At 35.8% G+C, this 24,363-nt stretch carries 24 protein-coding genes and 1 riboswitch; of the genes, 12 read left to right on the top strand and 12 right to left on the bottom strand.

Annotation, left to right across the window (positions count from 1 at the left end; genetic code table 11):
- Positions 1-17 precede the first annotated feature (17 nt).
- The gene (locus KI430_RS16885) at positions 18-350 is read left to right on the top strand and encodes a 2Fe-2S iron-sulfur cluster-binding protein (protein ID WP_248876053.1); all 333 of its coding nucleotides are present in this window, start codon (positions 18-20) and stop codon (positions 348-350) included.
- Between the two features lie 71 nt (positions 351-421).
- Here KI430_RS16885 and KI430_RS16880 read toward each other — a convergent pair whose 3' ends face one another.
- Positions 422-1,855: a M20/M25/M40 family metallo-hydrolase gene (locus KI430_RS16880; protein WP_248876052.1), complete on the bottom strand. Its 1,434-nt coding sequence runs from the start codon at positions 1,853-1,855 to the stop codon at positions 422-424.
- 145 nt (positions 1,856-2,000) lie between these two features.
- Between KI430_RS16880 and KI430_RS16875 the strand changes: the two genes are divergently transcribed.
- The 4 genes from KI430_RS16875 to KI430_RS16860 all read left to right on the top strand — a co-directional run bounded on the left by KI430_RS16875 (position 2,001) and on the right by KI430_RS16860 (position 4,951).
- Entirely contained in the window at positions 2,001-2,543 is a 543-nt protein-coding gene (locus tag KI430_RS16875) for a lipocalin family protein (RefSeq protein WP_248876051.1), read from the top strand.
- A gap of 194 nt (positions 2,544-2,737) precedes the next feature.
- Positions 2,738-3,652 carry a DnaJ C-terminal domain-containing protein gene (locus tag KI430_RS16870; protein WP_248876050.1) on the top strand — a complete coding sequence of 305 codons (915 nt, stop codon included), beginning with the start codon at positions 2,738-2,740 and terminating at the stop codon, positions 3,650-3,652.
- Positions 3,653-3,654: 2 nt separating this feature from the next.
- Positions 3,655-3,960: a chaperone modulator CbpM gene (locus tag KI430_RS16865; protein WP_248876049.1), complete on the top strand. Its 306-nt coding sequence runs from the start codon at positions 3,655-3,657 to the stop codon at positions 3,958-3,960.
- A 25-nt stretch (positions 3,961-3,985) separates the two neighbouring features.
- Positions 3,986-4,951 carry a YpdA family putative bacillithiol disulfide reductase gene (locus KI430_RS16860; protein WP_248876048.1) on the top strand — a complete coding sequence of 322 codons (966 nt, stop codon included), beginning with the start codon at positions 3,986-3,988 and terminating at the stop codon, positions 4,949-4,951.
- On the opposite strand, the gene KI430_RS16855 is transcribed toward KI430_RS16860, so the two are convergent.
- The gene (locus tag KI430_RS16855; RefSeq protein ID WP_248876047.1) at positions 4,952-6,259 is read right to left on the bottom strand and encodes a voltage-gated chloride channel family protein; all 1,308 of its coding nucleotides are present in this window, start codon (positions 6,257-6,259) and stop codon (positions 4,952-4,954) included.
- Positions 6,260-6,288: 29 nt separating this feature from the next.
- Positions 6,289-6,362: riboswitch (Fluoride riboswitch) on the bottom strand.
- A gap of 86 nt (positions 6,363-6,448) precedes the next feature.
- Between KI430_RS16855 and KI430_RS16850 the strand changes: the two genes are divergently transcribed.
- A complete protein-coding gene (locus KI430_RS16850; RefSeq protein WP_248876046.1) occupies positions 6,449-7,483 on the top strand; it encodes a L,D-transpeptidase in 1,035 nt (344 codons plus the stop codon).
- Between the two features lie 204 nt (positions 7,484-7,687).
- Here the strand turns inward: KI430_RS16850 and KI430_RS16845 are convergent, their stop codons facing one another.
- The 7 genes from KI430_RS16845 to KI430_RS16815 all read right to left on the bottom strand — a co-directional run bounded on the left by KI430_RS16845 (position 7,688) and on the right by KI430_RS16815 (position 15,743).
- On the bottom strand, positions 7,688-8,977 hold the full coding sequence (locus KI430_RS16845) for an aldehyde dehydrogenase family protein (RefSeq protein ID WP_248876045.1): 1,290 nt from the start codon (positions 8,975-8,977) through the stop codon (positions 7,688-7,690).
- Between the two features lie 271 nt (positions 8,978-9,248).
- Positions 9,249-9,842 carry a hypothetical protein gene (locus tag KI430_RS16840; RefSeq protein WP_175565928.1) on the bottom strand — a complete coding sequence of 198 codons (594 nt, stop codon included), beginning with the start codon at positions 9,840-9,842 and terminating at the stop codon, positions 9,249-9,251.
- 28 nt (positions 9,843-9,870) lie between these two features.
- A complete protein-coding gene (locus KI430_RS16835) occupies positions 9,871-10,515 on the bottom strand; it encodes an HD domain-containing protein (protein ID WP_248876044.1) in 645 nt (214 codons plus the stop codon).
- Entirely contained in the window at positions 10,515-11,354 is an 840-nt protein-coding gene (locus KI430_RS16830) for a serine aminopeptidase domain-containing protein (protein ID WP_248876043.1), read from the bottom strand. Before KI430_RS16830 ends, KI430_RS16835 begins: the two co-directional genes overlap by 1 nt.
- 81 nt (positions 11,355-11,435) lie before the next feature.
- Positions 11,436-12,326, bottom strand: a complete 891-nt coding sequence (locus KI430_RS16825) for a PfkB family carbohydrate kinase (RefSeq protein WP_248876042.1) — start codon at positions 12,324-12,326, stop codon at positions 11,436-11,438.
- A 75-nt stretch (positions 12,327-12,401) separates the two neighbouring features.
- The gene (locus KI430_RS16820) at positions 12,402-13,046 is read right to left on the bottom strand and encodes a DUF4241 domain-containing protein (protein WP_248876041.1); all 645 of its coding nucleotides are present in this window, start codon (positions 13,044-13,046) and stop codon (positions 12,402-12,404) included.
- A 78-nt stretch (positions 13,047-13,124) separates the two neighbouring features.
- Positions 13,125-15,743, bottom strand: a complete 2,619-nt coding sequence (locus tag KI430_RS16815) for a valine--tRNA ligase (RefSeq protein ID WP_248876040.1) — start codon at positions 15,741-15,743, stop codon at positions 13,125-13,127.
- Positions 15,744-15,865: 122 nt separating this feature from the next.
- On the opposite strand from KI430_RS16815, the gene KI430_RS16810 reads away from it, so the two are divergent.
- The 3 genes from KI430_RS16810 to rmuC all read left to right on the top strand — a co-directional run bounded on the left by KI430_RS16810 (position 15,866) and on the right by rmuC (position 18,731).
- Complete coding sequence (locus KI430_RS16810) at positions 15,866-16,363, top strand: DUF1573 domain-containing protein (protein ID WP_248876039.1); 498 nt, start codon at positions 15,866-15,868, stop codon at positions 16,361-16,363.
- Between the two features lie 78 nt (positions 16,364-16,441).
- Entirely contained in the window at positions 16,442-17,317 is an 876-nt protein-coding gene (locus KI430_RS16805) for a polyphosphate kinase 2 family protein (RefSeq protein WP_248876038.1), read from the top strand.
- A gap of 67 nt (positions 17,318-17,384) precedes the next feature.
- The gene (rmuC, locus tag KI430_RS16800; RefSeq protein ID WP_248876037.1) at positions 17,385-18,731 is read left to right on the top strand and encodes a DNA recombination protein RmuC; all 1,347 of its coding nucleotides are present in this window, start codon (positions 17,385-17,387) and stop codon (positions 18,729-18,731) included.
- Between the two features lie 3 nt (positions 18,732-18,734).
- On the opposite strand, the gene KI430_RS16795 is transcribed toward rmuC, so the two are convergent.
- Positions 18,735-19,376, bottom strand: coding sequence for a hypothetical protein (locus tag KI430_RS16795; protein ID WP_248876036.1), 642 nt, complete (start codon positions 19,374-19,376; stop codon positions 18,735-18,737).
- A gap of 162 nt (positions 19,377-19,538) precedes the next feature.
- Positions 19,539-20,531: a porphobilinogen synthase gene (gene hemB, locus KI430_RS16790; protein ID WP_248878367.1), complete on the bottom strand. Its 993-nt coding sequence runs from the start codon at positions 20,529-20,531 to the stop codon at positions 19,539-19,541.
- A 106-nt stretch (positions 20,532-20,637) separates the two neighbouring features.
- Between hemB and KI430_RS16785 the strand changes: the two genes are divergently transcribed.
- Together KI430_RS16785 and KI430_RS16780 are read left to right on the top strand one after the other, a co-directional pair.
- Positions 20,638-20,985, top strand: coding sequence for a T9SS type A sorting domain-containing protein (locus KI430_RS16785; RefSeq protein ID WP_248876035.1), 348 nt, complete (start codon positions 20,638-20,640; stop codon positions 20,983-20,985).
- A 95-nt stretch (positions 20,986-21,080) separates the two neighbouring features.
- Positions 21,081-22,751, top strand: coding sequence for an OmpA family protein (locus KI430_RS16780; protein ID WP_248876034.1), 1,671 nt, complete (start codon positions 21,081-21,083; stop codon positions 22,749-22,751).
- Here KI430_RS16780 and KI430_RS16775 read toward each other — a convergent pair.
- Positions 22,738-23,169: a VanZ family protein gene (locus KI430_RS16775; protein ID WP_248876033.1), complete on the bottom strand. Its 432-nt coding sequence runs from the start codon at positions 23,167-23,169 to the stop codon at positions 22,738-22,740. The genes KI430_RS16780 and KI430_RS16775 overlap by 14 nt on opposite strands.
- Positions 23,170-23,205: 36 nt before the next feature.
- Here KI430_RS16775 and KI430_RS16770 point away from each other — a divergent pair, with 36 nt between their 5' ends.
- Positions 23,206-24,270: an NAD(P)-dependent alcohol dehydrogenase gene (locus tag KI430_RS16770; protein ID WP_248876032.1), complete on the top strand. Its 1,065-nt coding sequence runs from the start codon at positions 23,206-23,208 to the stop codon at positions 24,268-24,270.
- Positions 24,271-24,363 lie beyond the last annotated feature (93 nt).

Below are 24,363 nucleotides of genomic sequence, written 5' to 3'. Positions count from 1 at the left end.
TCTCTTATCTTTGCAAAATGTCAGACGTTAATATTACAATCATAGACAGAAACGGGGTTTCTCACACAATTCCTGCACCAACAGATATGGCAATGAGCTTAATGGAAGTTGTCCGTGCGTACGAGTTAGCTGAAGAAGGAACTATCGGAATCTGCGGCGGAATGGCGATGTGTGCCTCTTGCCAATGTTATGTTTTGAGTGAGGATATTCCTCTTCCGGAAATGTTGCCGGATGAAGACGCAATGCTTGCAGAAGCTTTCAATGTCAAACCTAACAGCAGATTAGGTTGTCAAATTCCTGTGACTCCAGAATTGGAAGGACTAATTATTGAACTTGCTCCGGAATATTAAATTCAGAATTTATCAAAATAAAAAGCGAAAGTAGAATCCTATTTTCGCTTTTTTTATTATTTGATTGATGATTATTCTAAGATAAATTTCTTCGTAACAATCTTTCCTGCCTTAGTCTTGAAAACCGCTAAGTAAAAACCATTATTAATTTTATTCAAATCGATTTTCCCGAAGGACAGAAGATTTTTAGATTCCAATAATTGTCTTCCGCTTGTATCAACAATTACCACAGATTCTATGGTTTCTTTTCCTAACTGATAATTCAGAAACTTATCTTTCACGAAAATATTAACCGAATTGTTGGTAACATCGGAAACAGCCAATACAGAACCTTTTGCAGTTTCTACAATGAACTCCAACCCGAGTTTTGCAAATTTCGCAGCGTGTGTTGCACTGTTCCCCATATTAGACAATTTATCATTGGTTGTATGGATACTTGGATTATACTGTGAAAAAGAAGCTTCGAAAGGAAAAGACGCATCATAACCATTATCTGCCCAACTAAAATGGTCAGAACAGCCATAGTTACAAATCGTATTTCCGTAAGTGAAAGCGTGAGTTCCGGTTTTGTTGTAATGCTCCATTAATTCAATCAAAAATAAATTAAGGTCATTACTGTTGTAAGGGTCAGTTGTTAAATAAATATCTCTTGTAGAACCTTTATAATTTGTCATATCAAACTGAACAAAAGAAACTACATTTTTATTATTACTTGCATAATCCTGAGCAATCTCGGACGAGCCAACCAAACCGATTTCTTCCGCAGCAAACGCCATAAATTCAACCGTTTTTGATGGTTTATAATTGACATCCAAAAGAACTCTGATCATTTCCGTAATAGTTGCAATTCCAGAAGCATCATCATCCGCTCCTGGCGCGTTATTCACATTATTAGTAATAGAATCCATATGCGCTCCAACAATGATAAAATCATTAGGCGCAGTTGTTCCATTGATTGTAAAAACCAAAGAAGGCATTGGCGTTCCAACGTGATTTACAATTCTTACAGAAACATCTGTTCTTCCGGAAGTCGCAATCAAACCTTCCCATTTCGCTTTCAAATCCTGAACAGCCGTTTGAGCCTTTGCCGTGGTATGATGACGCGTGCCATAATTTTCCAAAACCTGAATATGAGCTTTGATATTATCCGCGCTTACTTTTGCAATAGCAGAATTTACAGCAGCATCTTGGTCAATCGTAAATGCTAAAATTTTATTCGATTTTTTGGCTTTGTTGATTGCTGATAACGCTTCTTCTTTCGAAGATTTGTAAACATAACCAGGACCGTGTGTGATCACATTGTGATGAAGAAATTCTGCAGCTTTTTTAGTTAGGAAAACAGCAGATTGATTGCCTGTTGCACCAAAAATTTCAATTTCTTCCGGAAATTTATCTTTTAACTCTTTTGCATTTTCTGAGTCTGTTGTAGCATAGAATTTATCCGACTGAGCAAAAGCCTGACTGAACAAAACCAAAGAAAATATAGAAAGTAATTTTAGTTTCATGGATTATTAATTATTTAACTTTTATTTCTGTAAAAATAATCAAATTCCTTAATAAAATATTGAATTGATTATCATTTTGATTGAAGTTAAATATTAAATCAATTTTTGATGGAATCATTTTTGAATAATGACTGAAAAATAAAAAATGAAAAAATCATTTATAAAACTAGCAATACCAGTTTCATTAGGTGTTTTAGGAATTTTCCTTCTTAATTCTTGTTCTGCCGGAATACCAGAAAAAGCGGCAGCCATTCAGAATTTTGATTCGGAGAAGTACCTTGGAAGATGGTATGAGATTGCAAGATTCGATTATCGATTTGAGAAAAATATGAATCAGGTCACAGCGACTTATTCTAAAAATGCTGACGGAACAATTAAAGTTGAAAACAAAGGTTACGATTACGTAAAGAACGAATGGAAGCAAAGTACAGGTGAAGCGAAGTTTGTGAATTCTGAAAATGAAGCAAGACTGAAGGTTTCTTTCTTCAAACCTTTTTGGGCAGGTTATAATGTGGTTGATTTGGATGATGATTACAAATATGCTTTGGTTGCAGGAAAGAATCTGGATTACCTGTGGATTCTGTCTCGCGAAAAAACGATTCCAGATAATATCAAAAATAGATTTTTGGAAAAAGCAAGAGCCATTGGTTATGAAACCTCTCAATTGATTTGGGTGGAACAGAAATAGCAGGGGTTTGCAAAGTTGTTGCAAGGCGGAACAAAGTCGACTGAGCGTCAACAAAAAAATACAGCAGAAAACAGTGTAAAGATGATCGGAACCTGAAACCTGATACACCTAAAAAATCTTCGAATTAATCTTTTATTTTGTGATAATAATTGCTAACTTAGGAAGGCAAATTTTGATAAAAACCAACTGATAAAATGGCATTTATAGACTATTATAAAATTCTTGGACTTGAAAAAAATGCGACTGCGGACGACATCAAAAAAGCCTACAGAAAGCTGGCAAGGAAATATCATCCGGATATGAATCCGACTGACAAGGAAGCAGAAAAAAAATTCAAGGAAATCAATGAAGCGAATGAGGTGCTGAGCAATTCGGAAAACCGTGCGAAGTACGACAAATATGGTGAACATTGGAAACACGGTGAAGAATATGAGCGTGCCCAACAACAGCAGAGGCAACAACAACAATATTCCGGAAATTTTGGCGGCGGATTTTCAGGAGCAGATTTTGGCGAAGGCGAAGATTTTTCAGATTTTTTCCAATCGATGTTCGGTGGCAGCAACGGTTTTGGGAGAAGTGCGAGAGGTAGTGCGAGCGGAAAATTCAAAGGCCAGGATGTTTCTGCAGAGTTGACACTTGGTCTGAAAGACGCAGCCAAAACACATCAGCAAATTTTCGACATTAATGGCAAAAAGGTACGCATAACAATTCCGGCCGGTGTCTACGACGGACAGCAAATCAAGCTGAAAGGTCACGGCAATCCCGGCATTAATGGAGGTCCGAACGGCGACCTATACATCACATTCAACATTGCAGAAGACAAAGACTTTAAACGGGAAGGTGATAACCTCAGAACTTCCCTAGATATTGATTTATACACAGCCGTTTTGGGTGGCGATGTCACGATACAAACGCTTGATGGTTCTGTAAGTCTGAAAGTAAAACCAGAAACACAAAACGGCACAACCGTAAGACTGAAAGGCAAAGGTTTTCCGGTTTACAAAAAAGAAGGTGAATTCGGTGATTTATATGTTACTTACAATATAAAAATCCCGACCAATCTTACAGAAAAACAGAAAGGACTGTTTCAACAACTCAAAAATTCATAGCAATGAACGAAAGAATCTCCATAGAAGAAGTCATCCGACTGTATAAAATCGATTATAGCTTTCTGGACCAGCTCATCGATTCGGAATTGCTGCATCCAGAGACAGAGGATAGTGTACGCTATATTATTTACGAGGAATTGCCGCATCTGGAACGCTTTGCAAACTGGCATTACGATCTGGAAGTTAATCTGCCTGGAATTGAAATCATTCATAAACTTCTGAATCAAATGGAAGAGCTGAGAAATGAAAACCGAAAGCTACTGCAGAATGTTACAAGATTCGAAACGTGGGAGGATGCAGATTTTTAGCCGATTTTCTTTGTAAATTTGTGAGATGGAGTTATACGATGTTCTTATTGTTGGCGGCGGTCCAATTGGTCTAGCGAGCGCTTTGGAAGCGAAAAAAAATAACCTGAAATACATCGTTATCGAAAAAGGAACGGTGGCAAATAGTCTTTACAATTATCCGTTGTATATGACTTTTTTTTCGACAGCCGACCGATTGGAAATTGACGACATCCCCTTCATTACAACCAAACCGAAACCTGGCAGACAAGACGCTCTCGAATATTATCAGGGAATTGCACGAGCAAAAGAAATCAACATCCGACCTTATGAAAAAGTGATTAATATTCAGAAATCTACTTTTTTCCAAATAGAAACCAGCAAGCAGATTTATTTTGCAAAGAATGTGATTATTGCGACTGGCTTTTATGATATTCCGAATATGATGAATATTCCTGGGGAAGATTTGCCAAAAGTCAGGCATTATTACACCGAACCCTATCCTTATGCGTTTCAGAATGTTGTAGTTATTGGATCCAGCAATTCTTCTGTAGATGCAGCTTTGGAAATTTACAGAAAAGGCGGCAACGTAACGATGATTATCCGCAACAACGAGATTTCTAAAAGTGTAAAATATTGGGTAAAGCCAGACATCGAAAACCGAATTAAAGAAGGAAGTATCAAAGCTTTTTTTGGGGCTGAACTTTTGGAAATCAAACCACACTCTGCAGTTTTCAAAACGAGTAAAAGAGAAATCAAGGAAATTGAAAATGATTTCGTTCTCGCAATGACCGGTTATCTACCCGACTTTGAATTCCTGAAAAACATCGGAATCAATTTGAAAGGTAATTGTCTCAATCCTCATTACGATAAAGAAACGATGGAAAGTAATGTGAAAGGAATTTATCTCGCTGGCGTAGTTTGCGGCGGAAAAGATACACATCTTTGGTTTATAGAGAATTCCAGAATTCACGCAAAACAAATCATTCAGGATATTGTTTCTAAGAATAAATAATTAAAGCTCATTAAACCTTTTCCCAGAATTATTTTGGAATCGCTGATGCTTTGCCTCGCCAATCATTTGTCGGTTATAAATCGTAGATATTCCGGAAAACAAGTAAGAAACTACGCAAGCAATCGCCACATAAACACCACATTCTGCACCGAATAATTCTATTGCCATCACACTGCAAGCCAGCGGTGTATTAGTCGCTCCTGCGAAAACGGCCACAAATCCCATTCCTGCCAAAAGTGCGGTTGGAAGCGGAATGAAATAACTTATAGCATTTCCCAAAGTTGCTCCAATAAAGAATAACGGCGTAACCTCACCTCCTTTGAATCCAGATGCTAAAGTCACGATTGTAAAAATCATTTTCAATACAAAATCATAAGGCATCAATTGCTCTTGAAAAGAATCCTGAATCGTCGGAATTCCCAAACCAATGAATTTGGTTGTTCCCAAAAGCCAAACGCCAATAACCACAATAATTCCACCAACAAAAGGTCTTAGTGGCGGATACTTGATTTTTGATTTGAAAAAAGTTCCAGCTTTATGTATGGTTTTGCTGAACAAAGCCGCACAAATCCCAAAACAGATTCCGGCAATCAAAGCATAAAAAATATTTTGAAAAGATAGTTCTGGAATAAGATTGATTTGATAATGAGTGTGATGTGTATTCCATAATTTGGTCACCAAATCAGCAATAATCGAAGCTAAAAAAGCAGGAAAAATTGCATTGTATTTTAATCGGCCAATCAAAAAAACTTCCAACCCGAAAATTGCTCCAGCCAAAGGTGTCCCGAAAACAGAACCAAACCCAGCCGCTATTGCAGAAATAATTAAGATTTTTCTTTCTTCAGAAGTCAATCTTAAAAGTTTCGTAAATTGGTCCGCAATAGAACCGGCCATTTGGATTGCTGTTCCTTCCCTTCCTGCAGAACCTCCAAACAAATGCGTAATCATCGTTCCCAGATAAACCAAAGGCGCCATCCTGAAAGGAATAATTTCTTTTGGATTATGAATCGTATCAATCAAAAGATTATTTCCAGCCTCAACACTTTTGCCTATTTTATGATACATCAGACCTACAAAAAGTCCTGCTAAAGGCAACAAAGCAATTATCCAAATATGTGCTTCACGGAAATTGGTTACCCAATCCAATGTTTGCAGAAAAAATGCAGATGCACTTCCTATTATAGCTCCAATCAGCAGACTTATCAGAAGCCATTTAGTAATATAAGGAAGAGAAGGATAATGTCTAAAGAAGACCTTCAGAATAATTAAACTTTTTCGACGATTTGATTTTTGTTGATTTTTTGACATACTTTTCCTGATAATAAAGATGAATCTTATTTTAATCAGGCGTCATCAGACTCGAAGGTAACGAGACGGTTGGGCAAGGAAGAACACCATTTCCTTTTGTTTCACAAATTTATAAATTATTTTTCAAACTACAATTTTCTAGATTAATTGGTATTCTTTTTGTAATTTATAGGACGACAATTAAAAACTATGAACAGAAACACAATTTCCAAATTATTTCCTTTATTTATCGTTATTTCTTTAAGCTTGATCCAATGTAAAAAGGATGAAGCTATTTCATCTTCTGACTCAAAAAGCACATCCTCATCAGATATTGTGACTTCTGATGAGAAAAAAGAGGATAGTGTAAAAGAAGAAGAAAGACCAAATGTTCCCGATGTAGTTATTCCAAGAAAGGATTTTGGATATTTCCCGTGGGTTTACAAAAACACAGATTCTGTTTCTCAGAAGAACAAAAAAGAATTTACGGGAAAAGCACTTTACACCATTTTGGCACTTAATAGATTGGACAGAGCTAATATCGGAGCTGCTGACACATTGGTTGTTCCTGCAAAAATAGAAGAAGATTTTCTGAGATATTCTCCGTTTCCTGGCCATGTTACGACTTTGGAAAATGTCAAAAAATTCGTTTTCTTTTCCTACCCTATTCAGGCTTTTGGCGTTTATGAATATGGAAATCTTATCAAATGGGGTCCAACAAGTATGGGGAAAAAAGCAACCAAAACCAAAACCGGTTTGATGTTCGCCAACTGGAAAAAAGAAGTCGCCATCTCAACAGTTAGTGACGAGTGGAAACTTCGTTGGAACGTGAATGTTGCCAATTTTGACGGCATCGGCTGGCATCAGTACGCAATGCCTGGCTATCCTGCGTCGCACTCTTGCTTGCGCATGTTGGAAGAGGACGCCAAATGGATGTACACCTGGGTAGACACCTGGATTCTTAACAAAGGTGGAGCAACCACCAGAGCCAAAGGAACTCCATTGATTGTCTATGGCGATTATCCTTGGGGACAGCGCAGACCTTGGAAAAAACTTTTAGAATCACCGGAAGCCAACAATATTTCTGAAGACGAGATGAACCAAATCATCCAACCACAATTGGCCGAAATTATGAAAGAGCAGGAGAATCGTGATGCGGTGATTCAGCAGGTGGAGCAAGAGAAAAAAGCAAAAGCAGATTCTTTGGCTTCAGCTAAGACACTGGCTTCTAACAATCTGAAATAATTTTAGGAGCTTAATCCCGCTATCCGCTCATACTCCTCGTTCCAGCGCTTGGCAACACCAAACCCTCCAACTCTCTCACTCCACTGCGGGGTAACCGCTACTATCGGGGCTATGGGATTCGACATAAAAAAAGATTTGTTAACAAATAGAAACCCGCTCAAAATAATTTGAGCGGGTTTTATTTTTATCAGCTAAGTCAATATTTTAAATATTTCCAACCACAGTTTTTACTTGAGTAAATTCTTTAATAGCGTGTAGAGACAACTCTACGCCATAACCAGAAGATTTTGCACCACCAAAAGGCAATCGTGTATCAGAGCTTGTAGTTTTATTGATAGAAACTGTTCCGGATTCCAGATTATCGATGAAAAATTGCGCACGTTTTTTATCCTTAGTCCAAACCGAATTTCCTAATCCAAACGGAATATCATTCGCTAATTTTAGGATTTCTTCATCATCTTTTCCAACCATCAGAATTGCTAGAGGTCCAAATAATTCTTCCTGCAAAATCGGGTTACCTTCTTTGACAGAGATAATTCCGGGGCGAAACTCACTTTCCGAAATTCGTTCCAATGCCAAAACTACTTCTGCTCCATTTTTCAAAGCTTTTTTATATTGATTCTCCAATTCATCTGCCAAATCAGGTCTTGCCAATTTGCTCAACTTTGTTTCCGTTTTAAACGGATCAGCCGGTTGGAAAGAATTATATTCCTCTATAAATAAAGGCAGAAAATCCTTTTCAATTTTTTCGTGGATGATAAATCTTTTGGCAGCATTACAGATTTGTCCAGTGTTAGAGAGTTTGGCCAATGGTCCATCTTTCGCCGCTTTTTCAAAATCCGAATCTTCCAAGACAATAAACGCATCGCTTCCGCCTAACTCCAAAATTGATTTTTTAATATTTTTTCCGGCAAGAGAAGCCACTTCGCTTCCTGCTTTTTCGCTTCCTGTAAGACTTACTCCTCTTACCAAAGGATTTTCCAGAATTTCTTTGATTTCGTTATGTCCGATTCTAAGATTTTGGAAAATAAATTTTGGAAAACCAGCTTCTGTAAAAGCTGATTCGATTTCATCACCACTTCCGAAACAAATGGATGCGTGCTTTAAAACTACAACATTTCCCGCCAGAATCGCAGGAACAGCAAACCTTAAAACCTGCCAGAAAGGAAAATTCCAAGGCATTACACCAAGAATAATTCCCAAAGCATCGTAATGTACTTCGCTTACATTGAATTCGGTTTTAATGTGTTCAGGTTCCAGAACATTTTCTACTTGTGTATAAAATTTTATCATTCCCGCACTTTTTTCGATTTCTGCTGTGGATTGTGAAATCGGCTTGTGCATTTCTGTGGTAATGATTTTGGCGTATTTTTCTTTATTCTTTTCAAGAACTTCTGCGAGCTTCAAAAGTAACTTTTGACGATCCTGAAATGGAACTTTTTTCCAATCCGAGAATGCTTGGTGCGCAGAATCTATATGTTTTGATAAATCCATTTTTACTTTCATTTTAATTGATTAGGGTTGCAGTAATTGTACCAATTTTTACGTGGCTAAATTTACAAGGTTGATTAGAATCTCAACATCTATTTTGATATTTTATTTAAATTTTGTCATTAATTTTTATGAATAATGCAATGCAATTTTAGAAGTAATTTTAAAACAAAGAATTGCACGCGCCCCGACCTGAGTGGAGCTCTTTTTCTTTTTTTCAAAAAAAAGAAAAAAGCGGGAACGGAGGGCGGATAAAGGCGCCCCAATTATTATTTTAATGTTTTTTGCTGCTTCTGAAAAGCAGAACCGAGTTGAGAAAAATCAACAACAAATCCAATGTCACCCAAATGCTGAGCTTGATATTGTCATACTTCAACTCTTCTATTTTCTCTGTGGCAATGGCGGAAAGCTTGAGACTGTGATTGATGTAATTTCTGACTTCAATGATTTGGTCTTCGTTTTTGTTAGGAACAGCAACCTGAGAAAAGTAAACCAACTTGTTTTTCCCGATGTAACCAACGACCCAAAACTCATTGGATTTCTGCATGTTAAGATATTCTATCCTGAAATATTCCGGACGAATCTGCCCAACGTGTTTGGAACTGAACTTCTGATTCTCATTCCCATCCTGAACTCTGATGATATAAAAATCGACCGGTTGCGGCAAATAATTAATTACCTGAATGGCCAAAGAATTTTCCAAAAACTGCGACAAACTCCTTTCTACAAACCAAAATGTAAAATAGGCAGCAGCGGAAATGGTAATAACCGTTCTGGTAATTTTGTTCCACAAACTCCATTTTCCTGAACGAAAACCGGACAGAAACAGAGCGATTATCAGAAAAATAAGGATTAAAATGATTATCATTAAAACAAAGATAGCGGTTTATCCTTAATTAGAAAGTGACATTCCATTCTTTGTAGAACTCGTCTAGGAACTGAAGCATAAATTGATGCCTGTGTTCAGCAATTTCTTTAGCTGTTTCTGTATTGAGTAAATCTTTCAGAAGCAACAATTTTTCATAAAAATGATTGATTGTAGTTCCATTGGACTTCTTATATTCTTCTTTGGATTGATTGAGTTTTGGTTCGATATCCGGATGATACATCAGATTGTTTTTGTAACCGCCAAAGTTGAAAGTTCGCGCAATTCCAATTGCTCCGATTGCGTCCAGCCTATCTGCATCCTGAACTATTTTCAGCTCCAAAGGTAAATTTTGAGGCGCATCGTTTCGGTTTTTAAACGACATATTTTCGATGATGAAAATGACTTTTTCAATCGTTTCGGAATCTACTTTTTGTTCTGTTAGAAATTCTTTGACAATTCTTGAGGCAATCGTTTCGTCTCCGTTATGGAATTTTGGGTCAGCGATATCGTGTAATAATGCCGCTAATTCTATAATCAATTTATCACCTCCTTCTTTTTCTTGTATCTTCAAACTCAGTTTCCAAACACGTTCTATGTGAAACCAGTCGTGACCGGATTCTGTCCCTTCTAATTTTTCTTTAACGAGTTCTATTGTTCTGTTAATCAATTCCATTAATTCAGTTCTTTTAAAATAATATTCCAAAGCTTTTTGTTATAGCTCCTGAAAAAATTAATATGTCCAATTTCTCCCTTTTCCGATTCCGAAGTTTTGATGATTCGATAAGTTGGTTTAAGATTGGGATAAGTATTTTCCAATAAAGATTTTACGCCTTTTTCCGTAAGCCAAACGTCATCTTCTGCACGAATAACGAAAACTTTTTGTGTCAAATTTCGGGAAAAATCATCGACTTTCTCTAATAATTTGTTGGTAGATTTTTTATTTAAAATCAAAGTTCGCCAATCGAAAGCAGTTCCTAAAGGTAGACTTTCTCCGAGTCCAAACCAATTAGCTGGAAAATAGCCTAATAATCGTGTTGATAATGGCTGAGCAATTCCGAATCCGAGATAAGCTTCAATTTTTGTTTTGAATTTCAGATTTCCGACAAAAGCATTCTGAGTCCCCACAAAAATAAACTCATCAAACAATGCCGAGTCTTCATTCATTCCTAAAAGCAATGCACCAACTGAATGACCGAGACAAAATTTTTGACAATCTGGAAAACTGGTTTTAATATAACTGGTAACAGCTTTGTAATCCTTGGTTCCCCAAATCCTCATCGAAGCTTCAAAACCTTTCATTTTATCAGGCTTCGATTGTCCAATCCCCCTGTAATCATAAGTCATAACTGTAAATCCTTGCTCCGAAAAAAATTGAGCAAAAGAAAAATAAATCTGCTGCTTGACACCTGTTGCAGAATTAATCAACAATAATTTTCCATTGGAGTTTTCGGGTTCAAAAAGATGTGTAGATAAACTGTAATTATCCTCGGTTAAAATATTAATACTTTGCATTGAAAATGATTTAAGAGAATCACTTTATAAAAGTAAAAAAATTCAGTCCCTTGAAAATTATTTTTCGATATGCTGAAAATATTAATTTTGAAGGTCGTCCAAATATGGCAAACCTTTTTGAGAACCTCTATAGTCGGCCGCTTTCAAAGCCACTTGATTTCCAAAAATCACGCAATCTTCAACTGTATTCCCGTGAAGTAAAGCAATAGAAAAGCCTGAAGTGAAAGCATCGCCCAATCCCATACTGTGCGCTTCTGTCTGAGGATTATTTCTGAAGTATTTCATCTCAGAACCATCGAAGAAACTTGTACTGTTGGCGCCGTCTCTCACAAATAATTTGTTTGGCAAATGTTTGATAATGTCTTCATGATTGCCTTCTCCGAAAATCGTTTCCAAATCTGTACTTTTAGCCACAATAAAAGAAGCGTAATCTATAATATCATCTGAAAGTCTGCTTGCCGGAGCAGCATAAATCCCGATTTTCTTGCCAAGACTTTTTGCTTTTTTAAAAAGATATTCTACAGTTTTTGACGGAATTTCCAGTTGAGTTAAAATCAAATCTGCAGTCAGTAAAAATTTTTCTGCTTCATCTATATCCAATGGAGAAAGATTGTAATTGGCAGCCGGGACAACTGTGATTGCATTTCCTTCGTCAGAAGCATTCACATAAGCTGTGCCAGTTTCCTCCTCTTCGTCTTCAAAAACATAAGCTACGTTCACATCTTCATCATTGAGATTTCTCAAAACCTGCTGTCCATAAGGATCCATCCCAATCCGGCTAACCAAAGAAGTCTGAGCACCCAAACGCGATGTGGCAATCGCCTGATTGGCACCTTTTCCTCCCAAAAAACTTCTCAGATTCTGAGCCAGAACCGTGTTATTTGCCGTAGGAATTTTAGAAGTTTTCAGAACAATATCTATAGAAGAACTGCCTACAACGACTATTTGAGGTTTTGTATTTCTAAGTTTCATTTGCTAACATTCATTGTTTTCAAAGATGTAACGAAATCGTATAGTTACAATTTCATCGGAAGCTAATGTAATCAATTAATCGTTTCCTATTTCTATAAATTCAGAAATTAATTTAACTGGTTGATTATCTTTAGAATAACCTATATACGTTGCATAAAATCCTTCACCATAACCGGTTTCAAATGCAACAATATTTTCCGGATTGTTATCATAAGGTTTCAAAACTGCAAACTGATCGATTGCACCTTTCTCATCAAAAAAATGGGCATGGAAAAACTCTTCATAGATTCCCATAAAGTCAGCTCCTTTTTTGTGGAAAAGATCTTGCTCTAAAGCATTTAGGGAAATTTGAGCTTCCTTATCCATAAAAGTTCCCATTCCGGATTCTACAAGATAACCGTAGATTTCTTCTTCTTTCAGATCATTAATATTTTGATTATCACAAAGAGCCAAAGACCAATTTTCAGCCAATTGATTTTTATCAAAAACGATTTCTGCATAAGCAATACAGTTGGATTCTCTTTCTTTATGAACCAAAACCTGAAAATCACCTTTCGGAAATTCTTGATTAAAAGCTGAATGATCGGGCGAAATCAAAGCATCACTAGCTACAATTTTCCCTGATGATATATGAATTTTCCCAACTTCGTAGGTTTCCAACAATGGATTTTCTACGAAGTCGCGGGAGAATAAATTTTTAATATTTTCTATGTGAGTCATCTGTTGATGGATGTTTGATGATGGAAGATAGATGTTTCCGGCAAATCTAAAAACACTCTCCTTCTAGCTTTCAGCACTTTACAATGTCTTTAGTTTTTCTTCAAGAAGTGCAATTTTATCCTGAGCATCTTTTTGTTTTTTACGCTCGTTTTCTACCACTTCTGGTTTTGCGTTCGCAACAAATTTCTCATTCGATAATTTCTTATCAACAGAAATCAAGAAACCTTTCAGATATTTGATTTCTTCTTCGGTTTTTTCTTTTTCTTCGACCAGATCAAGATTTTCACTTAATGGGATTGAAAATTCATTTGCTCCAACTAAGAATGTAAAACTTGGCTTATCCGTTTTTTGATTAAAATTGATTTCTGAAATATTTGCCAATTTCTGAATCACCTCAGCATTTGCCAATTCAGAAACATTCGTGAAAACTTCAACGGTTTCTCTTGGCGAAATTCCTTTGGACTGACGGTAGTTTCTAACACCGGAAATCACTTCCTTAGCATAATCGAAATCCTTAATTTTATCTTCATTATAAGGTTCTGATTTTTTCTGTTGTGCAACTACCAAAGCTTCAGAAATACTTCTTTTCGAAATATTCTGCCAAAGTTCTTCTGATAAGAAAGGCATGAATGGATGAAGTAATTTCATCAATTCCTCAAAATAAGCAATTGTTTTTTGATAAACTTCTTCGCTGATTGCTTCTCCGAAATTTGGTTTGATAGCTTCCAAATACCAAGCACAGAAATCGTCCCAAATCAGTTTATAAACCAAATGCAATGCATCAGAAATTCTGAACTTTGAGAATTGATCTTCGATTTCGCCAATTGTTTTGTTCAGTTGTTCCCCAAACCAATTGATTGTCTGTGTATCAAATTCTTTAGCTTTGATATTTTCGTCACGTTTCCAACCTTGAATCAATTTGTAAGCATTCCAGATTTTTGTTGCGAAATTTCTTCCTTGCAACATCAGATCTTCATCAAACAACAGATCGTTTCCTGCAGCAGAGCTCAACAAACTTCCTACACGAACGCCATCTGCTCCATACTTTTCAATCAAATCGATTGGATCGGGTGAATTACCTAACTGCTTAGACATTTTTCGTCTTTGCTTATCTCTCACGATTCCTGTGAAATAAACATTTTTGAAAGGAACGTCTTTTCTGTACTCCAAGCCGGCCATAATCATTCTGGCAACCCAGAAGAAAATAATATCCGGACCTGTTACCAAATCCGAGGTTGGATAATAATAGTTGATATCTTTATTTTCCGGATCTAAAATCCCTTCGAAAACCGACATTGGCCATAACCAAGAAGAAAACCAAGTGTCCAATGCATCCTCGTCCTGTTTAAGGTCAGAAGCTTGAAGTTGGAAGTTGGAAGTTTTTTCTTGAGCTAATTTTACCGCGTCTTCGATATTTTCAGCTACTACAAAATCATTTTCTCCAGCTCCATAATAGAAAGCCGGAATCTGCTGTCCCCACCAAAGCTGACGCGAAATGTTCCAATCGTGAACATTTTCCATCCAATGACGGTATGTATTTTTGAATTTCTCAGGATGGAATTTGATGGTATTATCCATCACAACATCCAAAGCTGGTTTTGACATTTCTGACATTTTCAGGAACCATTGAACAGAAATTTTCGGTTCAATAACAGCGCCTGTTCTCTCAGAAGTTCCAACCTTATTCACATAATCTTCTGCTTTCAGAAGAAGATCATTTTTTTCTAATTCTTTAGCTATTTCTTTTCTTACAGTGAATCTTCCCATTCCTTGATAATGCATTCCGTGTTCGTTAAGAACTGCGTCATTATCCATAGAATCGATGATTGGTAAATTATGTCTTTGCCCGATTTCGTAGTCATTAATATCGTGAGCTGGTGTAATTTTCAACGCTCCAGTCCCGAATTCAATATCAACATAATCGTCTTCGATAATTGGAATTACACGATTTACGATTGGAACGATTACGTTTTTACCTTTCAGATGCTGGTATCTTTCATCATTCGGATTTACACAAACTGCAACATCTCCAAAAATAGTTTCCGGACGTGTAGTTGCAACGGTTAAGAAATCTTCTGAACCTTCGATTTTATATTTTAAATAGAATAATTTCCCATTCTGTTCTTTGAAAATTACCTCTTCATCAGAAATATTCGTTTGCGCTTCCGGATCCCAATTGACAACTTTGTAACCGCGATAAATCAATCCTTTATTATAAAGATCGACAAAAACCTTGATTACGGATTTGGACAGATTATCTTCCAAAGTAAATCTGGTTCTGTCCCAATCACAGGAACAACCTAATTTCTTCAATTGCTCAAGAATTGTTCCGCCATATTTATCAGTCCATTCCCAAGCGTGCTTTAGGAATTCTTCTCTTGTGATATCTTTTTTATTGATGCCTTCAGCCTTCAATTTTGCTACAACTTTCGCTTCTGTAGCAATCGATGCGTGATCTGTACCCGGAACCCAACAAGCGTTAAAGCCTTGCATTCTTGCTCTTCTGACCAATACATCCTGAATGGTGTTGTTCAACATATGCCCCATATGAAGAATTCCTGTCACATTTGGTGGTGGAATTACAATCGTATAAGGCGGTCTGTCATCTGGCTCTGAGTGAAAAAATTTGTTTTCTAACCAGAAGTCATACCATTTTTGTTCAGTTTCCTGTGGATTGTATTTATCAGCAATCTGCATTTTAAAAATATTTTTAAGCTTGTAATTTGCAAAAATAAGACAATGTGAAAAAATTAACAGCACATATTCAAATTATTTATAACTTTGTTATTCAAAAATTTAATTATTTAAAACAAAAAAATATGAAAAAGATTCTTGCAGGATTATTTATGACAGGAGCTATCGCTTTTGCATCTGCTCAAACAATCTCATTTGATAAAACAACTTTTGACTACGGAAATGTAAAAGCCGGATCAGATGGTCACAGATTTTTCACTGTAAAAAATACAGGAGACAAACCACTTATCCTTAGTGAAGTAAAACCTTCTTGCGGATGTACAACGCCAGAGTGGAGCAAAGATCCAATCTTGCCAGGAAAATCTGCTCAAATCAAAGTTGGATATAATACAGGCATCAAAGGGCCTTTCAACAAATTGATCGAAGTTTATTCTAATGACCCAGCAAACAACAGATCTGTACTTTACATCAAAGGAAATGTAGAAGATTTGCAAGGTGTAAACCAAGAAGCTAAACTTGTTGCTGCTCCTAGTACTGTAACGGCTACTGCAAAAGCTCAGCCCGTACCAGCAAGAGCTAATGCAAAAAAAGTAGCGAAAAAAGCAGAAACTGCTGCTCAATAATAAAAATTTACAAATTTTATAAAACCGTCTCGTTTTTTAACGAGGCGGTTTTTTTATCTTTACAATAAATCAATTTTTATGGATTACAATTTTTCAGACGACTTTTTGATCAAAGAAAATTCAAAATTCGAGATCAAAAAACATAATACAAGCTATAAAGGAAAAATCAATAAAGACGAAGCGAAAGAACTTCTCGAAATTGAAAAAGAAAAACTTCGTTTGCTACAAGAAAAACTATATGCGGATGGAAGTCAGTCATTGCTAATTGTTCTACAAGCGATGGATGCTGCGGGAAAAGACAGTTTGATAGAACACGTTTTCGGCGGCGTAAATCCGCAAGGTTGTGAGGTAACAAGTTTCAAAGGTCCAAGTACAAAAGAATATTCTCACGATTTTATCTGGCGTCATTATTTAGCGCTTCCGGCTAAGGGCAAAATCGGAATTTTTAACCGTTCACATTATGAAAGTGTTTTGGTTTGTAAAGTTCATCCAGAGTATAACCTTAGCGAAAAAGTATGGACAGATGTAAAACAATTTGATAAAAAATTCTGGGAAAACCGATACGAAAGTATTAGAAATTTTGAAAAGCATTTAGCCAACAACGGAACCAAAATCGTTAAAATTTTCCTGAATGTTTCCAAAGAAGAACAAAAACAACGTTTTCTGGACAGAATCGATGAAGACAATAAAAATTGGAAATTTTCTTCAGCAGATATTACAGAACGTGGCTTTTGGGACGATTATCAAAAAGCCTATGAGCAAGCGATAGATGAAACCTCAACAGATTCTGCACCATGGTTTGTGATACCTGCTGATCAAAAATGGTTTTCGAGAGTTGCAGCAATCCAAATTATTATTGATGCAATGGAAGAGATGAACTTGAAATTCCCGGAACTATCTGAAAAAGATAAAGACGAATTAACTGAATCAAAAGCCAAATTGGAAAACGAGTAAATTACGGAAAACCTTAATTTTTTAAACGAAAGTTATTTTAAAATTGTAAAAAAATAACGAAAATTAAATGGAGATTATTTATGTATTTGTTGGAGGATTCATCGGAGGAATTATTGTTTTTCTTTTGATGAAATCTCTGTATGTGAGTAAAAAAACAGTTGAAATTCTGAATGAACAATTAATCCGTTCACAGGAAAATGAGAATCATTATCAACAGAAAATTGAGGAAGTAAAGCTGTTAAACTTTGATCTAACAAAAGAGATTTCATCAATACAAAAAAGTAAAGAAGAACTGCTTTTCACCAATGCAGAATTGAATGCGCATTACAAAAACCTGCAAGACCAACTCGAAAATCAAAAAGATGAATTTCTGAAACTTCAGGAAACAACTCGCCTTCAATTTGAGAAAACTGCTAATCAGATTTTGGAAGAAAAGTCTGAAAAATTCACACAACTGAATCAAAATCAGCTAAAAACCATTCTCGAGCCTTTTCAGGAGAAAATCAATGAGCTGAAAAATACGGTTAACGAAACGTACGACAAAGAAGCTAAAGAACGTTTCTCTCTTGGTGAAAAAGTCCGTGAACTGAAAGACCTCAACCAACAAATCTCTGAAGATGCGAAACAATTAACCCGAGCTTTGAAAGGCGAAAGTAAAACACAAGGAAATTGGGGCGAAATGATTCTGGAAAGTATTCTGGAAAAATCCGGATTAAGAAAAAATCAGGAATATTTTTTAGAACACGAACTGAAAGATGAAAATAACAAAGCTATTTTTTCTGAATTTTCCGGCAAAAAAATGCGTCCTGATGCCGTTGTAAAATATCCTGACAATAGAAATGTCATCATCGACAGTAAAGTTTCTCTCACCTCTTTTGTAGAAATGACGGATGAAAGTAATCCTGAAATATTGCTCGTGAAACAGAATCAGCATCTGCAGTCTGTGAAAAATCACATCAATCAATTGAGTCAGAAAGCTTATGATGATTTTGATAAATCATTGGATTTTGTGATGATGTTCATCCCAAGTGAAGCAGCTTACATCGCTGCTTTACAAGCCGAGCCTAATCTTTGGAATTTCGCTTATGACAAAAGAATTCTGCTATTAAGTCCAACCAATTTGATTACTTCTCTCAAACTTATTCAAGATCTTTGGAAACGGGAGCACCAAAATAGAAATGCGATGGAAATTGCGGATAGAGGTGCTAAGTTGTATGATAAATTTGTTGGATTTGTAGAAAACCTGGAACGTATCGGAAAAAACATCGACCAAGCTAAGAATTCTTACAATGACGCTTTCAAACAGTTGAGTTCGGGAAATGATAATTTGATTGTTCAGACTCAGAAGTTGAAGAATTTGGGGATTAAGAATAAAAAAAATCTTCCTCAAGGTTTGGGTGAGGAAGATTTGTAATTATTAGCGATAAGGTTTATTAATTTCATCAATTGTAGTTCTTAATTCTCCAATTGTAAATTTATCTGAGTCACATATGATTTCCGGAATTTGATGTTGTTTTAAAAAATCGTTCAAATCAACACAATCTCTCAGCATATTAAATTCTCTGATATCAAGATCTAAGACTATACCTTTTATATTTCCATTCATCAAATAAGTCATCGGACTTAAGTTCCCCAATAATGCTTTTGACCACATACCTCTCATATTTTCTTCAAAATAGATAAATCTTCCATAGTTTGTTACTTTACAGAATCTGGAGTATTGATCTGGATCATATCCTTTATCTTTTTTGTTGGTATACTTTCTGTAAGTTTGAAAATATAATTCACCTTTATAGGAAACGGCTAATGGTATCCTTACTCTTTTGTCTTTTTCTTTGAAATAGAAAAACACTTTTTCCGGAGAATCAGAAGAATCTTTTTGATCAGCAGGTTTGAAATAAACTTCGTCTGTAGAAGTTGGCTTTTTATTCAAAACATCTTCTAATGTCATATAAACTCCCTCCGGAAAATCTCCTTTTTTAATTGACAGATGTTGTTTCTCTTGTCCATTTACCAAATTAAATAGTAAAAAGCTGAGAGTTAAAATGTATGATTTCATTTGTTATTAATTTTAAGTTTTATTCTAAGTATTTTTTCTAATAATTTTATTGGACTGACAAAATCCCTAGCCCCGATTGTAGTGGAAATCCTTTTGCTTTTTTTTCACCTATGAAAAAGCAAAAGATTGCAACGGAAAGCGGGATTAAGCTCCTTAAAAATTTTATTTATTCAAAAGTTTTGCAACTTCTGGTGCTGCGTAAGTGAAAACCATATCTGCTCCGGCGCGTTTGATGCTGGTTAAACTTTCTATCAGTACTTTATCGTTATCCAACCAACCATTCTGTGCTGCAGCTTTCAGCATTGCATATTCGCCGCTAACTTGATAAACTGCGATGGGTTGCGTGATGAGTTCACGGATTTTGGAAACGATGTCCAGATACGGCATTCCGGGTTTTATCATAATAATATCTGCCCCTTCTTCTACGTCTCTCAAGGCTTCATCGATAGCTTCGCGGGAATTATGAAAATCCATTTGGTAAGTTTTTTTGTCAGCTGGAATTTCCTGAGCATCCACCGGCGCACTATCTAAGGCACTTCTGAAGGGTCCATAAAAAGCACTTGCATATTTGGCTGCATAAGATAAAATCCCGACATCCGTAAATCCATTCTCCTCCAAGCCTTCTCGCATTGCCAAAACGCGACCATCCATCATATCACTGGGTGCCAAAATGTCAGCTCCGGCTTCTGCCAAAGAAATTCCCATTTTTACAAGTGCCTCTACTGTAGAATCGTTGTCGATTTTTCCGTTTTTTATAATTCCGTCGTGGCCATAAATTGAATAGGGATCCAAAGCAACATCCGGCATTATCACAACTCCTGGAACTGCATCTTTGATAGCTTTTATGGTATTTTGCATCAATCCGTTTGGATTCCAAGCTTCTTTGCCTGTGTTGTCTTTCAGATTATCGGAAACCTTCATATAAAGATTGACCGCTTTTATTCCCAAATCATAATTTTCTTTAACAGTTTGCACTGTTAAATCTAAACTTTGCCTAAAAACGCCTGGCATTGAGGAAATGGCTTCTTTTTTGTTGTTACCCTCCATAACAAACATAGGCAATACCAAATCGTTTGTTGTAAGGGTTGTTTCACGAACAAGACTTCTTATGGAATCGTTGGTTCTTAGTCTTCTGTTTCTTGAAATCATCTTGATAAAAATTATTTATGCAAATTTACTTATACTTTTACGGATAGGCTATTGCATATGAAAATTATTTAAAATATATTTGTTGTAATTGTTTAAGTACAGACTAAAGCGAATGAAAAAATTTCTATTCTTTATTATATTTACGGTAGTTTCAGTTGGATTTTCAGGAGAAATGAAGGCGCAATCTACTCGTGCATTTGAAGGACAAAAGACCGACGATGGTGTTTTGGTTGCCTTCCCTAATCCTACTAAGGATGTTTTGATTTTGAAATCAAAGGATAATTCAGCGAAAATAAAAACCGTAACTTTTTTCTCTATCTTGGGAGTTCAGGTTGCGGAATATGCTATTAATAACAATAATGCAGAATTAAGATTAGATAAACTTCGCCCAGGGAAATATCTGATGAGATATGTATTGGATGACAATACTCAGAAAATCACTCAGATTATCAAACAGTAAGTTTAGTTTTTAAAATATATTGCCGGTTTTTTAGCCGGCATTTTTTATTTCATCTTTCAGATGCGTAAATTTGCCTTAACCAAGAAAATTAAATTATGAGGAAATTAATTACTTTAGTTTTTATCATTTTGTTCCAGATTATCAATTGTCAATTCAGGAATTCTTTATACGATAACAATCAGTTGAATGTTTCTCTGAGAGGCGGATTGGATTTTCCTTCTTATGATAATCAAACCAAATTTATCGATTACAAATACAATCTAAACCTTGGGACTTCCGTTGATTATTATTTCAACTGGATTGGATTAGGAATTGATTTGGATTATCTTAAAAATACGCCGAAAAACACTTATCCAACGGAGAATTTATATAACGGAACTACTCCACTTTCCAATATCAGCTTAAATGAGAATAAAGTTGAACGATTGTTTCTTGGAATTGGGCCTAACTTCCGATATGTTATTAATGATAATCTGAGTCTAGCTTTCAAATTAAAAGGTGGAATTTCCAATATCAAAGGCGGTGAAACATCATTAACGGCAAACAATTACAATCTTAATTTTCACAATGGGTATAATGAAAAAAATATCCTAACCGGAAAAGGACAGATTGAATTGAATTGGTTTTTTTCAGAGTATGTTGGGCTGAATGTCGGAGGCTATTATATTCAGCATTTTAACGCTAGTGACCAAGTTAAAAATAGTTCTGTTGCAGGAAACATTCCTTTTACGGAAAATAATAATCAATATAATATCAATCCATCGAATGCTGAGATCAGAAATAACAGTTTTGAACATGAGATTCATTCAGCTGGCGTTTTCGCTGGATTGACTTTTAGAATTCCGACCGGCAGTTCTGGACCAAATTATGGATTATCAGTGATAGCAAGAGATAAGGAAACGGGATTAATTCTTCCCGATACTTTTGTTGAGCTTTTTAAAAATGGAAAACGAGTGTATTTTGCAAGAACCAATTCGCAGGGTGTGGCTTTCTTTAAAAATATCAAACCAGATAATTATGAAATCAAGGGAAGTCTTTATAACATTGATCTAATCTCAAACAAAGCGGACAAAGATGAATTCGTAAGGAACTCGACGATCAAGAAAGAGATATCAACCGATGCTGAAATGTTCTTTGTGAAAGGTCAGGTGAATATTTGCAATTCTAAAAACCCTTTGCGAGATGTAACTGTTGTTATAAAAAACAATGAAACTGAAATCTATCACGAAATAAAAACTGATGCTGATGGAAAATTCTATTTCAAAGCAGATAAGAATTCGACTTATAATATCTATGGTAAGAAAGGAAATTACTTTTCCCAGACAGAAACCGTCACTTCGAAAAAAGTCGATAGAACGAATATACTTTTCTTAAATCTTCAGGTTTGTATGGAAGAAACCACTTGTGGAAAGCCAATTAACCTAAAGAATATCCATTATGATTTGGATAAATATTTTATCCGTGAAGAGGCAAAAGCCGAGCTTCATAAACTGGTTCAGTTTATGAAAGATAATCCAAAAATCAATGTAGAATTATCTTCTCACACAGACTCGAGAGCTTCTGATGATTACAATAAAACGCTTTCTCAGAATCGAGCCAATGCAGCAGTAGATTATTTGGTTTTGAAAGGAATTAATAAATCGCGATTAAAACCAATTGGCTATGGAGAGACAAAACTTCTGAACAAATGCAGTAATGGTATAGATTGTGCAGAATCGCAGCATCAGTTAAACAGAAGAACAGAGATGAAGGTTATTTGTCCTTGATGAAAAACCATTTTTTGTATATAAAATAACCTATTGTAACGCCAATAGTATTTAGTATAACATCATCGATATCCGCAAAACCTCGTTTGAAATAATATTGAGAAAATTCGATGATGTTGATTATGATAAAAAAAACAAGAAGCAGCCATTTAAATTGATTAAGCTTCGGATAAAGAATCCCTAAAAAACCATAAGGGATAAATAGAATAATATTACCAAGTATGTTTTGAGAAAACTCAAAAGGACGATATGGTAGAACCAAAGTAACGTACTCTATTATTGTCTGGAAAGGTATATAATTAATCTTAAAAGGACTATCCGGAAAGTCACGAGCTTCACCAAAATACAATAAATATAAAGTGCCTATCGTATAAACATTAATAAAAACAGGATAATACCTATTAACAAACAACCTCATTAAAATAAATTTTACCCTAAAATTATTGAAAAAAAAATGAAAACAAGTACAATAAAAGCTTTCGGAACACAAGCTGCCGAAAATGATCTGGAATTATTAACCATCGAGAGAAGAGAAGTCCAGCCAAAAGACATCGAAATCGATATCTATTACTGCGGCGTGTGCCACTCAGACCTTCACACCGCAAGAAACGATTGGGGCGGAACGGTTTACCCGGCAGTTCTCGGTCACGAGATTGTGGGAAAAGTGTTGCAAGTGGGAAGCGATGTTACCAAATTTAAAGTTGGAGACTTGGTTGCTGTAGGTTGTATGGTAGATTCTTGCAGAACTTGCCATAGTTGTGAGCAGGATTTGGAACAATTCTGTGAAAAAGGTTTTACAGGAACTTACAATGGAAAAGATAAATACTTTGAAGAAACCAGAACATTCGGGGGTTATTCTGAGTCTGTGATTGTTGATGAACATTTTGTTTTAAGACTTCCTGAGAATCTGGATATGGCTGCTGCCGCACCGCTACTTTGTGCAGGGATTACCACTTGGTCGCCTCTTAAACACTGGAATGTGACTGAAAACTCTAAAGTTGCAGTTGTAGGTTTGGGCGGTTTAGGTCATATGGCAATCAAACTAGCAAAAGGTTTGGGCGCAGAAGTTACTCTATTTTCCAGAACTCCTGGGAAAACAGAAGATGCTAAAGCACTTGGAACAGACCATGTTGTTATTTCTACAGACGAAGAGCAGATGAAATCCGTTTCCAACAAGTTTGATTTGATTATCGATACTGTTCCTTACGAACACGACATCAACCCTTATATGCAGACTTTGGCTGTGAACGGAACTTTGGTTCTAGTTGGCTTTATTGGAGAGTTTGAGAATGATGCTGTAAGTACAAGACCTATGATTTATAAAAGACGTTCTATCGCTGGTTCATTAATTGGAGGAATCAAAGAAACTCAGGAGATGCTGGATTTCTGTGGTGAGAAAAACATTGTTTCCGACATCGAAATTATCAATATCCAGGACATCAATGATGCTTACGAAAGAATGCTGAAAAGTGATGTGAAATACCGATTCGTAATCGATATGAAGAGTTTGAAGAATTAGTTTTATTCAATTCAAAATAAAAGAGAGGATATCTGCTGATGTTCTCTCTTTTTGTTTTAGGGATTTCTAAGATGAAAATTTAGACAAGATTAA

This window comes from Epilithonimonas zeae, from assembly GCF_023278365.1.
Lineage (GTDB): Bacteria > Bacteroidota > Bacteroidia > Flavobacteriales > Weeksellaceae > Epilithonimonas > Epilithonimonas zeae_A.
The sequence above is the reverse complement of the archived record's forward strand: the minus strand, read 5'-3'. Positions and strand labels throughout refer to the sequence as shown.